This is a genomic window from Sphingomonas sp. 179-A 2A2 NHS (assembly GCF_045371305.1).
Lineage (GTDB): Bacteria > Pseudomonadota > Alphaproteobacteria > Sphingomonadales > Sphingomonadaceae > Sphingomonas.
Window position 1 is genome coordinate 1 of sequence record NZ_JBIQDE010000008.1, and the last position, 14,310, is coordinate 14,310.

The 14,310-nt window shown below is 64.4% G+C and carries 16 protein-coding genes; 15 read left to right on the forward strand and 1 reads right to left on the reverse strand.

The window, feature by feature from the left end:
- The 14 genes from ACH0AE_RS16275 to ACH0AE_RS16340 all read left to right on the forward strand — a co-directional run.
- On the forward strand, window positions 1-2,920 hold a 2,920-nt coding region (locus ACH0AE_RS16275), incomplete at its 5' end, for an efflux RND transporter permease subunit (protein WP_406875978.1).
- Window positions 2,921-2,973: 53 nt separating this feature from the next.
- Window positions 2,974-3,462: an SRPBCC family protein gene (locus tag ACH0AE_RS16280; protein ID WP_406875979.1), complete on the forward strand. Its 489-nt coding sequence runs from the start codon at window positions 2,974-2,976 to the stop codon at window positions 3,460-3,462.
- Window positions 3,459-3,833 (forward strand): hypothetical protein, encoded by a 375-nt coding sequence (locus ACH0AE_RS16285; protein WP_406875980.1) that lies wholly within the window; start codon window positions 3,459-3,461, stop codon window positions 3,831-3,833. Before ACH0AE_RS16280 ends, ACH0AE_RS16285 begins: the two co-directional genes overlap by 4 nt.
- A gap of 45 nt (window positions 3,834-3,878) precedes the next feature.
- Window positions 3,879-4,220, forward strand: coding sequence for a flagellar hook-basal body complex protein FliE (gene fliE, locus ACH0AE_RS16290; protein WP_047867274.1), 342 nt, complete (start codon window positions 3,879-3,881; stop codon window positions 4,218-4,220).
- Between the two features lie 31 nt (window positions 4,221-4,251).
- Complete coding sequence (locus ACH0AE_RS16295) at window positions 4,252-5,139, forward strand: bestrophin family ion channel (protein WP_345907589.1); 888 nt, start codon at window positions 4,252-4,254, stop codon at window positions 5,137-5,139.
- 5 nt (window positions 5,140-5,144) lie between these two features.
- Window positions 5,145-5,528, forward strand: a complete 384-nt coding sequence (locus ACH0AE_RS16300) for a hypothetical protein (RefSeq protein ID WP_406876023.1) — start codon at window positions 5,145-5,147, stop codon at window positions 5,526-5,528.
- A gap of 3 nt (window positions 5,529-5,531) precedes the next feature.
- Window positions 5,532-6,218 (forward strand): ZIP family metal transporter, encoded by a 687-nt coding sequence (locus ACH0AE_RS16305; RefSeq protein WP_406875981.1) that lies wholly within the window; start codon window positions 5,532-5,534, stop codon window positions 6,216-6,218.
- Window positions 6,215-6,823, forward strand: coding sequence for a cation transporter (locus ACH0AE_RS16310; protein WP_406875982.1), 609 nt, complete (start codon window positions 6,215-6,217; stop codon window positions 6,821-6,823). The genes ACH0AE_RS16305 and ACH0AE_RS16310 overlap by 4 nt, the downstream gene beginning before the upstream one ends.
- Complete coding sequence (locus ACH0AE_RS16315; protein ID WP_406875983.1) at window positions 6,820-9,321, forward strand: heavy metal translocating P-type ATPase; 2,502 nt, start codon at window positions 6,820-6,822, stop codon at window positions 9,319-9,321. Before ACH0AE_RS16310 ends, ACH0AE_RS16315 begins: the two co-directional genes overlap by 4 nt.
- Window positions 9,318-10,067: an HAD-IIB family hydrolase gene (locus ACH0AE_RS16320; RefSeq protein WP_406875984.1), complete on the forward strand. Its 750-nt coding sequence runs from the start codon at window positions 9,318-9,320 to the stop codon at window positions 10,065-10,067. The genes ACH0AE_RS16315 and ACH0AE_RS16320 overlap by 4 nt, the downstream gene beginning before the upstream one ends.
- Before the next feature lie 114 nt (window positions 10,068-10,181).
- Window positions 10,182-10,637 carry an MgtC/SapB family protein gene (locus tag ACH0AE_RS16325; RefSeq protein WP_406875985.1) on the forward strand — a complete coding sequence of 152 codons (456 nt, stop codon included), beginning with the start codon at window positions 10,182-10,184 and terminating at the stop codon, window positions 10,635-10,637.
- Window positions 10,638-10,735: 98 nt separating this feature from the next.
- The gene (locus tag ACH0AE_RS16330) at window positions 10,736-11,113 is read left to right on the forward strand and encodes a hypothetical protein (protein ID WP_406875986.1); all 378 of its coding nucleotides are present in this window, start codon (window positions 10,736-10,738) and stop codon (window positions 11,111-11,113) included.
- A gap of 12 nt (window positions 11,114-11,125) precedes the next feature.
- Complete coding sequence (locus ACH0AE_RS16335) at window positions 11,126-11,734, forward strand: DedA family protein (RefSeq protein ID WP_406875987.1); 609 nt, start codon at window positions 11,126-11,128, stop codon at window positions 11,732-11,734.
- 220 nt (window positions 11,735-11,954) lie between these two features.
- Window positions 11,955-12,197: a hypothetical protein gene (locus ACH0AE_RS16340; protein ID WP_406875988.1), complete on the forward strand. Its 243-nt coding sequence runs from the start codon at window positions 11,955-11,957 to the stop codon at window positions 12,195-12,197.
- A gap of 420 nt (window positions 12,198-12,617) precedes the next feature.
- Here the strand turns inward: ACH0AE_RS16340 and ACH0AE_RS16345 are convergent, their stop codons facing one another.
- On the reverse strand, window positions 12,618-13,541 hold the full coding sequence (locus ACH0AE_RS16345) for an ArdC family protein (RefSeq protein WP_406875989.1): 924 nt from the start codon (window positions 13,539-13,541) through the stop codon (window positions 12,618-12,620).
- A 410-nt stretch (window positions 13,542-13,951) separates the two neighbouring features.
- Here ACH0AE_RS16345 and ACH0AE_RS16350 point away from each other — a divergent pair, with 410 nt between their 5' ends.
- Window positions 13,952-14,227: a hypothetical protein gene (locus ACH0AE_RS16350; protein ID WP_406875990.1), complete on the forward strand. Its 276-nt coding sequence runs from the start codon at window positions 13,952-13,954 to the stop codon at window positions 14,225-14,227.
- The last annotated feature ends 83 nt before the right edge of the window (window positions 14,228-14,310 follow it).

Sequence of the window (14,310 nt, forward strand, 5' to 3'; positions counted from 1 at the left end):
GGTGGGCGAACGTCTGCAGGGCGTGCAAGAGAACCTGCCCGATGGCGTGAACCCCGAAATGGGTCCGATCGCGACGGGCCTGGGCGAGGTGTACATGTACACCGTCCGGCTCGAGCATCGCGAGGACGACAAGCACAAGCCCGGTGAACCGGGCCAACAGCCCGATGGCAGTTACATCACGCCAGAGGGTGAGCGACTGACGGCCGAAGAGGACAAGGCGACCTACCTGCGCACCGCGCAGGACTGGATCGTCACGCCGCTTCTGAAGAACACACCGGGCCTCGCCGGCGTCGACTCGATTGGCGGGTACGCCAAGCAGTTCCTCGTCGTGCCCGATGTGCAGAAGCTGGCGTCGCTAGGCATCACGCTGACCGACCTGGGCAACGCGCTGGAGCGCAACAACACCAGCGTCGGCGGCGGCTTCGTCAATCGCAATGGCGAAGGTCTGGCTGTCCGCTCGGATGCGCTCGTGCGCAATGCCGGCGAGTTGGCCAGGACCGTGATCGCGACACGTAACGGCGTGCCGATCACGGTCGAACAAGTCGCGACCGTGAAGACGGGTCAGGCGATCCGCATGGGTTCGGCCTCGGAGAACGGCACGGAAGTGGTTGTCGGCACCGCGATCATGCGGATCGGCGAGAACAGCCGCGTCGTGTCCACGGCGGTCGCCGAGAAGCTGAAGTCGATCAACGCCTCGCTGCCACCCGACGTCGTGGTTCAGCCGGTGCTCAACCGCACCGAGCTGGTCAACTCGACGATCAAGACGGTCGCCAAGAACCTGTCGGAAGGCGCGGTGCTGGTCATCGTTGTGCTCTTCCTGCTGCTCGGCAATTTCCGCGCGGCGCTGATCGCGGCGCTGGTCATCCCGATCACCATGATGCTGACCGGCTTCGGGATGCTGCGTGCCGGCGTCTCGGCGAACCTGATGAGCCTTGGCGCCTTGGACTTTGGCCTGATCGTCGACGGCGCTGTCATCATCGTGGAGAACGCGCTGAGACGGCTTGCCGAGCAACAGCATCATGAAGGCCGCTTGCTGAGCGTAAGGGAACGGCTCGCGACCGTGGCGGCCGCCGCGCGCGAGATGATCCGCCCCTCGGTATACGGGCAGGCGATCATCATCCTTGTCTACGTGCCGCTGCTCACGCTGACCGGCGTGGAGGGCAAGACGTTCGTGCCGATGGCGCTCACCGTCATCATCGCGCTCGCCTTCGCCTTCATCCTCTCGATCACCTTCGTGCCGGCCATGATCGCGATCTGGCTGTCGAAGAAGGTTGAGGAGAAGGACGGCCGCATCATCACGTGGCTGAAGAAGCGCTACGAGCCCGGTCTTGACCGGGCAATGAAGCGCCCGACCCTGACAATCGGCGCGGGTGTTGGCAGCCTTGTCGTGGCGGCGCTCGCCTTCACGACGCTCGGCTCGGTGTTCCTGCCGCAGCTCGATGAAGGCGACCTGCTGATCCAGTCGCTGCGCATCCCCGCCACGTCGGTCCAGCAAAGCCAGGCGATGCAGGTGCCGATCGAACGGATGATGTCGAAGCAGCCGGAGGTGGCGTTCGTCTATTCCAAGACGGGCACGGCGGAACTCGCTTCCGACCCGATGCCGCCCAACGCCACCGACATGTTCGTCATCCTGAAGCCGCGCAAGGATTGGCCAAATCCCGATCTTCCCAAGGAGGAGCTGGTAAGCCGGATCGAGGGAAATCTCGCAAAAATCCCGGGCAACGCCTATGAGATCACCCAGCCTATCCAAATGCGCTTCAACGAGCTGATCGCCGGCGTGCGCGGCGACATCGCGGTGAAGGTGTTCGGCGACGACTTCAACACGATGAACCGGACGGCCGAGCAAATCGCCGCCGTACTGCGCAAAACGCAGGGCGCGGCGGACGTGAAGGTCGAGCAAACGACGGGCCTGCCCATGCTCGACATTCGCGTCAATCGTGACGCGATGGCGCGCCTGGGCGTCACCGCGCAGGATGTGCAGGATACCGTCACCGCGACAATCGGCGGACGCACCTCGGGCCAGATCTTCGAGGGCGACCGCCGCTTCCCGGTGGTGATCCGCCTGTCGGAGACGCAGCGCGCTGACATTGGCCTGCTTGAACAGGTGCAGGTGCCGGTGGCGGGGGGCGGCTATGTGCCGCTGTCCAGTGTCGCTGACATCAAGGTCGTCGACGGTCCCAATCAGATCAGCCGCGAAAACGGGAAGCGGCGCGTGGTGGTGCAAGCCAACGTGCGTGGTCGCGACGTCGGTAGCGTCGTTGCAGACGCGCAGGCGGCGATCGGCAGCCAGGTCCGGCTGCCTGCCGGTGCCTATCTCGAATGGGGCGGTCAGTTCGAGAACCTGCAATCGGCGAGCGAACGACTGAAGCTGGTCATTCCGGCCTGCTTCATCCTGATCCTGTTGCTCCTCTACGGGGCATTGGGATCGGTCCGCGATGCCGCGATCGTCTTCACCGGCGTGCCCTTCGCACTGGTGGGCGGCGTTCTGCTGCTGTTCCTGCGGGGCATGGACTTCTCGATCTCGGCGGCGGTGGGCTTCATCGCCTTGTCGGGCATCGCGGTCCTCAACGGCCTCGTGATGGTCAGCTCGATCCAGGACCTGATCCGGTCGGGGCTATCGCGCGAAGAGGCGGCCCATGTCGGCGCAATGCAGCGTCTGCGGCCCGTCGTCATGACCGCGCTCGTCGCCAGCCTCGGCTTCGTGCCGATGGCGCTTGGCGAAGGCGCGGGCGCGGAGGTGCAGAAGCCATTGGCGACCGTCGTCATCGGCGGCCTGATCTCGGCAACGCTGCTGACGCTGTTCGTGCTGCCGACGCTCTACGCCCGGTTCGGGCAGAAAGTGATCGAGAAGCCCGAGCACTACAATGAGGAGCATGAAGGGGACGACCACGGTCAGACCTTCGTGAACAACTTGGCCTGATGGGTGAGCGGGGCGATCCGCGATCGCCCCGCTCATCTCTGGGAGATGGGGATATGCCTCGCACCATAACCAGCTCAATGCTTCACGGCGGGCCACTGCGGATCTGGTCGGCGATCACCGATCCGGATCATCGTCGGGCTTGGAGTCCGCTCGTATTCCTCGACAACCCGTGCCAGCTTGGCGAGACGGAATGTACCTTCGCGATCCAGGGCATCACCCGGCCAATTCGGACGCCGGCCCGGGTCGATCAATTCGACAAGCCGCACGCCTTCGCTTGGTCCTGCGGCATCCCTTATCTGTTCATGCTCGAAGAGCGGTACGAGCTGGCAGGGGACGATGGTGGCACCAGGCTAACACATAGCTGCACGCTGCGCGGGGCGCTGTCTCTGCCGTTCGCGGCGATGATGTTGCGTCGCCTGCGGTCCTTGATGATCGAGGCTGACGATCGCCTCGCAACCTATCTGCGCTGGCGGGTGGGTCAGCCTGCCCGTGGGATCAATCGTCAGCGCGTCCCCTCCCGCTACAGGAGGAAGGCGCGATGATGCCTTTGAAGCGGGTACTGCCCGCCCTCATCCTCGTTGTCGGGCTGGCGGCTTGCACGGAAAGCAAGCCGCCAGCCCCGCCAACGGAGCAGCAAATCCATTCGTCCGACAGCGCCGTGGCGACCGGCGAAATGGGGCGCCATCCCTATCGCTGTTCCGACGGGGAACCGCTGTTCGTCGACTACAAGGACAACGGCCTGCAGATCGATTTGCGGCGCTCCAGCAGCGCCATGCCCATGACGCTGACCGCGCCAGCGCAGGGCCTCCAATATGTCGGCGAGACAGCCACCGCGACCTTCAAAGGGGCGCAGCTCACCGTCGTAGAAGGGGAGGGCCGCACCCGGACCTGCGAACGGGAGGGCACCCGATGAACCGTCCTGTCTTCCGACACGTCGCACCGCAACGGGAGAGAAACGATGTCTGACACGTCGATCTCGAATGTGATGGCCATTCGCGCCGAAGTGATCGCGCGAAGCCGCGCTTTGCGTGAGGCGCAGCCGACGGCACCGCCCGGCGTGACGCCGACCGCTCCGGCGTCGAACTTCGCCGACACCCTCAATGCCGTGGTCGCAAAGGTCAACGAGACCCAGGAGCAAGAGGATGTCGTCACCGAAGCATATGAGCGTGGCGAAACCACCGACATTGCAACCGTCGCGCTCATCCAGAGCCGCGCATCCATTACTTTCGAGGCGACCCTGCAAGTCCGGAACAAGCTGCTGTCTGCATATCGGGACATCATGAACCTGCCGATTGGATGACGATCGCGAAGATATTTAAGGCGCAATTGATATGATAGTCGGCGCGAGGCCACGTTTTAGGCAGATCATTATTGAGGTTTGGAAGCCTCTCACGATCCTGTTCGTGTGGGACGTGGCGGTGACGGCATTCCACATGATGACCCCGATCAAGGAACCGCCTTTGCCGACGGCGCTGTTCGGTACTGCCATCGCGCTCTTCATGGGGTTTCGGACCAACGCAGCTTATGCGCGCTGGTGGGAAGCGCGAACCCTTTGGGGCGCGCTCATCAATGCGTCGCGCAGCCTGGCTAGGATCACACGCAGCCTGACCAAGGGGGAACCCGAGGGCAGTGAGATGCGGCACAACATCATCCTGCGGCAGATCGCCTTCGCGCACTCGATGCGCTGCCAGCTTCGCCGACAGTCGCCCTATGAAGACATTGCCCGGATCGCCGGAACGGACGTCGCCGATATGGCGGTCGCTCGCCTGAACCCTGCCAACGCGCTCTTGGAGGACATATCGGGCATTTACGCCGACGCGCTCGCGGAAGGTCGGATCACCGAGATCCAGCAGGCAACTGTCGAGCGCGTCCTGATCGACATCGCCAATGCGCAAGGTGGCATGGAGCGGATCAAGAACACGCCGCTGCCCAATGGCTTTCGGTTCTTCCCGAACCTCTTCACGCGCGTGTTCTGCGTGCTGCTCCCGATCGCGCTGGTCGAATCCCTTGGCCTTGCCACGCCGATCGGATCGACGCTGATCGGACTCGTCTTCCTCGCGGTGCTGAGCATCGGCGAGGATCTGACCGATCCGTTCGCCAATAGCGTTCACGATGTCCCGCTCACGGCCATGTGCCGCACGATCGAGATCGACCTTCTTCAGACGGCGGGACTGCCAGCCCCTCAGCCGCTGACGCCCGATCACGGCGTGCTGTGGTGAGGGCGGTGCATGCCTTGCGGCACCTGCCTGGCCCTACAGCCGCGCGCATCGGCGCCGTTCTGTTCGCGGGTATGGTCGTCGGAGCGTGCAATCCCGCGCCGAGCGAACCTGTCGAGCCGGCGCATGAAACGCATCTGACGCCCCGATTGATCGCGCAGCGCATCATGTATTGCGACGACGGATCGCGCGCCGATGTCGACTTCATCGATGACGGCCTGAAGATGGCTGTCACCTGGCTGCCCAAGGGCAGAACCGAGATCCTGCACGCGCAACGGACCGGCGATGAGTTTCGCGGCGACCGGTCGCGGGCAGTCGTGGCGGGTGGGTCGATCGCCTTCACGCAGCGCGGGAAGATCCGCGTCTGTCACCGAACCCCGGAGGGATCATAGCATATGCAAGCATTGCTCTACACGCTTGCGCCTGTGCTGGCGGTCGTGCTCGGCGCGATCATCGCGAGCCGCACCAAGTTGAACCCTGGCCTCGTGGCGGGCCTACAGCATCTCGCTGCCGGCGTCGTGTTTGCGGCGGCAGCGACCGAAATCCTGCCGCAGGTCAAGCATGAGGCTTCGCCCAGCGCGACACTGATCGGTGGGGCGGCGGGTGTCGCGACGATGTTGGGGCTCAAGGCTTTTGAGGCTCGTTTCAAGGGACCGATGGCGTTGCTGGCCGCGATCGGCATCGACATTCTGGTCGATGGTCTGGTGCTCGGCCTTGCGTTCGTCGCGGGCGAGAAGGCGGGATTCCTGCTGACGATCGCGCTGACGCTCGAAGTGCTCTTCCTGGGTCTGACACTGACCAACGAGCTGGCGGAAACCTATCGCTCGCGCCCGCGCATCATCGTGATCGTCTCGGCCTTGGCGCTGCTGCTGCCGATCGGCGCGCTCGCTGCCGTTCCTGTCGCCACGCTCTCGCCGGTAATGGTCGCTGGCTTCCTGAGCTTTGGGCTGATGGCGCTGCTCTACCTCGTCACGGAAGAGCTGCTGGTTGAGGCGCACGAGAAGCCTGACACCCCGCTCATCAGCTCGATGTTCTTCGTAGGGTTCCTTGCCCTGCTAACGCTCGAGGAGATCATGGGATGATCCCGAGCAACGACAACAATGGCGGCGAAGAGCGTCGCACCCTCTGGATCGTCCTGCTGCTGAACGCGGCAATCGCGGCGGGCTTCTTCGTCTCAGGATTTTTCGCGGATTCGAGCGCCCTGATCGCCAACGGTGTCGACAACCTGTCCGATACGGCCGTCTATGCGCTGAGCCTTGTGGCGCTCACCCGGGGCCAAACGTGGAAGACGCGCGCCGCGGTCGCTTCGGGCGTCATGTTGCTGATTTTCGCGGGCGGTATTCTGATCGACGTTGGCCGGCGCTACCTTCAGGGCAGCGAGCCGATCGGACCGACCATGATGGTCATGTCGGCGATCGCCGGCGTCGTGAACTACCTGTGCCTGCGGCTGCTCCAGCGGCTCAAGGATCCGGACGTCAACCTTCGGGCCGCCACCACCTTCAGCTTCAATGACTTCATTTCCAATGGCGGCATCCTGATCGCCGGCGTGCTGGTGTTGTGGCTGGGCACCAACTGGCCGGACCTGCTGGTCGGCTTCGCCACTGCCATCATCGCCATCAAGGGCGGTGTCGAAATCCTGCGCGACGCACGCGCCGAAACCAAGAAAAGGGAAAGGAGGTCGTCATGAACGACAAGCTCGAACTCGATATTCCGGTCCTGCTGCCGGACCTTCCGGACGCGGCCGACGCGTGTCTGGACCGTCTCGTATCGACCCTGTCGAAGCGCGAAGGCGTCGAGCGGGCCCATGTGATCTGCGTCGACGGCGACACGCCGTCGGCGCTGTGCATCCATTTTGACGCCGCCAAACTGCCGCTGCCCCGCTTGCGCGAAATGGTGCGAGCTGCGGGGGCTGAGATCACCGAACGCTACGGTCATGCGATCTGGCAGGTGACGGGTATCAATCACGCGCGCCGGGCGCGGACCGTCAGCGATGCGCTGTGCGCCTTGCCCGGCGTCATCCAGGCAAGCGCCAGCACCAGCGGCTCGGTTCGGGTCGAGTATGATCGCCGGGAGACCACCGAGGAGGAGGTCCGCGCCGCACTACGCAAGCTGAAGGTCGGTGTGGGCAAGCGGGTCGCGGCTGACGACCATGCCGGCCATGACCACGGGCCGGGTGGCTACGGCGCGGGCGAGGAGAAGCACGGTCCTGGCGATGGCCACGACCATAGCCATGCCGAGTTTCTTGGCCCCAACACCGAGCTGATCTTCGCGCTCGCCTGCGGTGCCCTGTTGGGGGTCGGCTATGCGATCGAGAGGCTGGTCACTGGTGCGCCGGACTGGCTGCCCACCGCCTGCTATATCGCGGCCTATTTCTTCGGCGGGTTCTTCACGCTTCGCGAGGCGATCGACAATCTCCGGCTGAAGAAGTTCGAGATCGACACGCTGATGTTGGTCGCTGCCGCCGGCGCCGCTGCGCTGGGCGCATGGGCCGAAGGCGCGCTGCTGCTGTTCCTGTTCAGCCTTGGCCATGCGCTTGAGCATTACGCAATGGGACGCGCCAAGAAGGCGATCGAGGCGCTGGCTAAGCTCGCGCCCGAAACCGCGACTGTGCGACGCGACGGGCAGACCAGCGAAATCCCGGTCGAGCAAATGGTCGTTGGGGACGTTGCCATCGTCCGCCCGAACGAGCGCCTGCCTGCTGACGGCTTCGTCATCAAGGGCACCAGTGCGATCAACCAGGCCCCGGTGACGGGTGAAAGCATTCCGGTCGACAAGGTGCCGGTCGCGGACGCTGCGGCGGCGCGCGCCAAGCCCGATGCAGTGGACGCGGAAAGCCGGGTTTTTGCCGGAACAATTAACGGCGGCGGCGCGATCGAGATCGAGGTGACACGCCGTTCCAATGAAAGCGCGCTCGCCAAGGTCGTGAAGATGGTGAGCGAAGCGGAGACGCAGAAATCGCCGACGCAGCGCTTCACCGACCGGTTTGAACGGATCTTCGTACCTGCCGTCCTGATCCTGTCGGTGCTCCTGCTGTTCGCATGGGTGGTCGTCGACGAGCCGTTCCGCGACAGCTTCTATCGCGCAATGGCGGTGCTGGTGGCGGCAAGCCCGTGCGCGCTCGCCATCGCAACGCCGAGCGCGGTCCTGTCGGGCGTTGCCCGTGCCGCGCGGGGCGGCGTGCTCGTGAAGGGCGGTGCACCGCTCGAAAACCTCGGATCGCTCAAGGCGATCGCTTTCGACAAGACGGGCACGCTGACCGAAGGTCGTCCGCGCATTACCGATGTCGTGCCCGTCGATGGCACCGATGAAGGCGAGCTGCTGGCGCTGGCCGTCGCCGTCGAAGCGTTGAGCGACCATCCTCTGGCCCAAGCGATCGTCAAGGACGGCCGCGAACGACTGAACGATCGTACCGTGCCGACTGCCGGCGACCTCAAGAGCCTGACCGGTCGGGGCGTCACCGCGAGCGTGGATGGCGAGACGGTCTGGATCGGCAAGGCCGAGATGTTCGGAAGTGAGGGCATTCCGGCGCTAGGGCAGGGAGCGCAGGACGCGATCGCGAAGCTGCGCGAGAACGGTCGCACGACGATGGTGGTCCGCAAGGGGGACCGCGACCTGGGCGCGATCGGCCTAATGGACACGCCCCGCGAAGCGGCAAAGACCGCGCTGCGCCGGCTGCACGAGATGGGCGTGTCGCGGATGATAATGATCTCTGGCGACCACCAGAAAGTCGCCGAAGCGATCGCCAACGATGTCGGGATCGACGAGGCATGGGGCGATCTCATGCCGGAAGACAAGGTCGCCGCGATCAAGAAGCTTGCCGGCGAAGACAAGGTAGCGATGGTCGGCGATGGCGTGAACGACGCGCCGGCGATGGCGAGCGCAACGGTCGGCATTGCGATGGGTGCAGCCGGCTCGGACGTGGCGCTGGAGACGGCCGACGTGGCGTTGATGGCCGACGATCTGGCGCACCTGCCGTTCGCGGTCGGCCTGAGCCGCCACACGCGCGGGATCATCCGACAGAACGTCTTTGTCAGCCTGGGCGTTGTCGCCTTCCTCGTTCCTGCCACCATCCTTGGCCTCGGCATCGGGCCAGCGGTGGCGGTCCATGAGGGTTCCACGCTGCTCGTCGTCATCAACGCGCTCAGGCTGCTCGCCTACCGCGATCCGGCGGGGAAGGCGGCATGAAGTGGCTGATTGCCTTCGACCTCGACGGCACGCTTGCGGAGAGCAAGCGGCCATTGTCACAGGAGATGGCCGCAACCCTCGCCCGATTGCTCGCCGTCACCGACGTGGCGGTGATCTCGGGCGGTGACTGGCCGCAATTCGAGAAGCAGGTCGCCTCGCGTCTTCCTGCCGGCGCCGCGCTTGACCGTCTCTGGTTGATGCCGACCACAGGCACAAAACTCTATCGGTTCATCAACGGCGCTTGGCGCGCGGTCTATGCCGAGCTGTTCGACGACGCAGAGAAGGCGACGATCCGCGCGGCCTTCGATCAAGCCCTGACCGATGCCGGCCTCGCCGACGAACGTATCTGGGGCGAACGGATCGAGGACCGGGGCAGCCAGATCACCTTTTCGGGGCTGGGGCAGGCAGCGCCGCTAAAGGAAAAGGAAGCGTGGGATCCCGACCGAAAGAAGAGGACCGCGTTGCAGGCCACGTTGCGCGCGACGCTGCCGGACCTCTCGATCAATCTAGGTGGCACGACATCGATCGACGTGACCAGGGCAGGGGTGGACAAGGGCTATGGCCTGAAGCGCCTGAGTGCTGAAAGCGGCGTCCCGCTCGACGGGATGCTGTTCATCGGCGATGCGATCTTCCCCGGTGGGAATGACTATCCCGCCGCTGAAATTGGCCTCGATACGGTGAGAGTGCGCGACGTTGCGGAAACCACCGCCGTCGTGACCGCCATCATCGCATGTCTGCACCGGTAGGGATCGCCGATGTTCGCGATCTCCGCCTTGGGCCTGAACGTCTGTGGGACTCTCGTCCCGACCTTACCCCTTTACCTCCGGTCTGGAGCAATCGCGTAGAACAGGCAGGCCGACATGTTTCAAAGCTCGTGGTGGGAGATAACCACCCATATCATCAGTCTCGCCGTCGCCTATGCGCTCGCCCTTCTTGTTGGCTGGGATCGCGAGAAGGACGCCCGCAGCGCAGGCATCCGCACATTCCCGTTGGTGGCCATCGCCAGTTGCGGCTTCGTGCTGGTGGGCATCGCGATCCTCGGCCGCACGTCTCCAGCGCAAGCCAGGTTACTCGAAGGTCTGATTACGGGCGTCGGCTTCATCGGGGGCGGCGCGATTCTGAAGAAGGGCGACAAGGCGTCAGGTACGGCGACGGCGGCCAGTCTGTGGGCGACTGGGGCACTCGGCGCGGCCGTGGGCTACGGCCTATACGACATCGCCTTCATCCTGAGCGCCACCACCTTCCTCACCCTGCGCTGTTCTCGTCCGCTCAAGCGCGCCACCAAAGGCGACGTCGGCACCTCGGCGAGCCCATGACGAGCCCTTGGGTAAGCCGATGGATGCGGCCTGTGCGATACCTTACCCGGCGCTGGGCACCGGCGAGGACTATCGCGGCACGGGACTGCCAACATCGCTTGCTGCGCTGGGCGACGCTGCTGGAGCGCAATCCCCACCAGATCATCGGCCTGCTGTCCCCCTCTTGGACGGGCGGTGACGCGCGCGGCACGATGGTCGATCGGCCGAGCGCGATTGATGTCGCATGGAACGACGTGGTGCTGCGGGTGATGGGGTTGGCGGGACGGTCATGCGGTGAAGCAAAATCGTTCTTCGGGTTGTCGGATGCCGAGCTGGATCGGATTGCCGCAGGTTCGTGGCAATGTCCAGTTCGACCCGCTTGGCAGGTCGCCGTGCGGATCAGGAACGTCGAGTGTCCGCGCCTAGAAAATCGGATCGTTGGGTCCGTAGTCGCCCTCCTGCTCGTGATTTGCGCGATCTCCTGTTGGATCTTCTGACGAGGCTGGTTTGTGTTCGACATCATAACATCGATCCTCGCGTCACTCGGCGGCTTTGGCGTCTTCCTGTTAATGCTGGCCGAGAACGTCTTTCCGCCGATCCCGTCGGAAGTGATCCTGCCACTTGCCGGCTACACCGCTGCGCAGGGGCGCGGCTCGCTGTGGGTGGTGGCAATCGCCGGCACCCTCGGATCGGCTGCAGGGGCAGTGCTGTGGTACTATGTCGGCCGCTGGATCGGCATCGATCGATTGAAGCGCTTTGCTTCCCGCCACGGCCGATGGCTGACGTTGACGCCCGGTGAGGTCGATCATGTCGACCGCTGGTTCGATCGCTACGGTCGTTGGGCGGTTCTGTTCGGGCGCATGGTCCCGGGAGTCCGAACCCTGATTTCGGTGCCCGCTGGGGTCAGCGGGATGCCCCTTGGTCCATTCTTAGTCTCGACGCTCGCCGGCTCGGCCATATGGACCGTGATCCTCGTGCTGGCGGGCTATGAGCTGGGCGAGCGCTATAGCCAAGTGGCGAGCGTCATCGAGCCGGTCAGCAACGCCGTGCTCGCGCTGGCCGTCATCTGGTATCTTTGGCGGGTCGCGACTTTCGAGCGATCAAGGGGTGGCCATTGATGGCTGGCCTGCTGCCCGTGCCTCCTGCCGGCCTTTGGCTCATGGCGGCTTCGATGCTTGTCCGCATCACACGCTTCGCACGTGCCTTTAGCCTGATCTCGCCAGCCAGCGCGATCGCCCTCATCAGATTGGTTGGAAGGCTTCACCGCAGCGGATTTCACGCATGGCGTCGCAACGGAGGGAAGTGGCGTTGGGCCGGAATATGGAGAGGATCGACATAATGGGGAACGGCAAGCAGCGGACGGTCATCGCCATTGCCGCGACAATTGTTCTGTCCGGATGCGGGCTGATTAAACCACGCGACGCTGGCTATTTCCGCTTTCACGCGGAGGAAGCGAGACTGGTGGTCACACGCTGCGAGCGGGGCCAAGAAACTGGCAGCGATTGCGAGGCCGCGGCGCAGGCCGTGGCCGAGCTCGACGCGGCGGCGCGGCGAGAGTCCTCCGCGAACGGCCGACGCTGATGCTGGCAACGACCGCCGTTTTGACCCCGCTTGCCGCGAGTGCACAGCATACCCGGCATGGGTCAACTGGTGCCGTGTCAAGCTCGCGAAACGAGCCGCCCGCTACGCGCGGCCTACCAGGCCGCAATGCCAAGATGCACGGCGCCGCGATCCCCCCGTGCGCCGCCTCGCGGCCGAAGTGGTGGCGACCCAGAGGCGCGAGATCGCCGAAATGCGGACTTGGCTTGCACGTCGGCAACCCCGAAAATAGCGGCTGATTGAAAAATTGGCGCTCACCGCCGTCAATGATGGCGACGGTGATGCGCATGATCGCGATCAGCTCGTTGAGGGTTTCCTCGCTGACGGTCGCGATATTGGGGTCATAGACCAGTCGCGCCGCCACGCCCCGGCCCTCGTCGGGGCCGGGACCGTGGGGGGCGCTCATGCCGCCTCGTCCAATTCGGGGGCCGTCTCAACGGCCATGCGGCTCAAGAGCCAGTCGGCCGCATCCTGCGCAAGCCTCGCCGCCGTGAAGATGCACCTTTTGTCGTTGCGTAGGGCCTGTAGCCAGCTCGCCAGATAGGCGGCGTGGTCTTCACGGTCGTGAAGCTTGATACCGATGGTCGCGCTGACGAACGCGGCCCCAAGCTCGGCAACCAGTTCCTCGCGGGCATAGTCCTCGCGCTTCGTGGAAATGAGGGAAGGGCGGGCGAGGCGGTCGACGTGGCCCGTCGCGTGGCAAAGTTCATGCGCTAGGGTCGAATAATAGTCGTCGCTGGTGTGGAAGTCCGTAAACTCGGGCATGACGACATGATCGCCGCTCGGCTGATAATAGGGCTGGGAGCCAAAGTGCTTGAGGGTGACGGGCACGCGGGCAAAGAGTGCGTCGAGTTCGGCGTCCCGCTCGTCGGGATTGGTCGCGATGATGATCGGTGCGGGGGTAGGATATTTCGCCTCGATGCCGTCGATCTGCTCGGCATTAAAAACGGTGTAGCGCTTGAGGAACGCCACTTGGCGTTTGCCGTCCTCGCCACGCTCTCCGCCCTTTTCGGCGTCCACCTCGATCTTGTTAGCATAGACGACGGTTGAACCCTTCTCGCCCTTGCGGACGCAACCGCCGAGCGCGAGCGCCTGCTTGAAGGTCAACCAATGCGGGGAAGCATAACCCTTCGTCATGGCGGCAACCCACAGGGTCAGGACGTTGATGCCGCGATAGGGAACGCCCGTGGAGCGAAGCGGGATATTGGGCACTGTGCTGCCGTTCCACGATTTCGACCAAGGCCGGGTGCCTGCCTCGATCATGGCAATCATCTGATCGGTGATTTCCTGATAGATGTCGGCCCGGTTGTCGGTGATCCGTCCCATGTCACTTTTCCTTTCCTTTGAGGCTGAAAGCCGGTCGCAACAGCAACCGGCTCTGCCTCCGGCGAGGAACGGGATGGGGAGGGAGGGCGAGAATCTGGCCCCTGGCGCGGGCGAGCCGCCCTAGCGCGGCCGACGCCCCGGAAGGCGTCGGGTGCCGCGCTTGGCGGATTACACGGGGGGCCTGATTGTCGTTCGGGAACGAAAGGGCAGCCGTCCTTGGCGTTCCCTCTGCGCCGGCGGGCCTCCGGGGGAGGGCCGCGGCGCCAGCGAGCCTATGCCGCGCCTGTGGCGCGTCGGCAGGTGTGCCACGTGGCACACTTCTACCCCTCATACCGGCGAGATCGTCAGCGCCTCTTGGCACCGCAGCCGTCTTGGGCGATCAACGCTCATCAAGGCGGAGCGAGTGAGACGTGACCAGCATTCGGATTCTACACCGTGATCCCGCCGGCAAGGTGTCCGATGGCGGCGTTGAATTTGGCCTTGAGCAGTTCGCCGGTCAGGTGCCGATGATCGGCGATATGATCCTCGATCCTGGCATGCTGCAGGGCCAAGACCGGCACATGCCGCAAAACCGGTCGATCTGGACGGTGGTGGGCCGGGTATTCAATCCTCGCGATCGGGAAGACACGGTGGCGTTGATCGTCGAGTCTCGCGACGGTAACATCGCCGACGAAGCCTTCGCTTAAAATGGGGGCGAGGGGGAGGTCGTGGGGGCTCCCCGTTGGCTTATCCTCGGTTGATACGCCAGGAGTGTAGCCTGAGCGGTTCC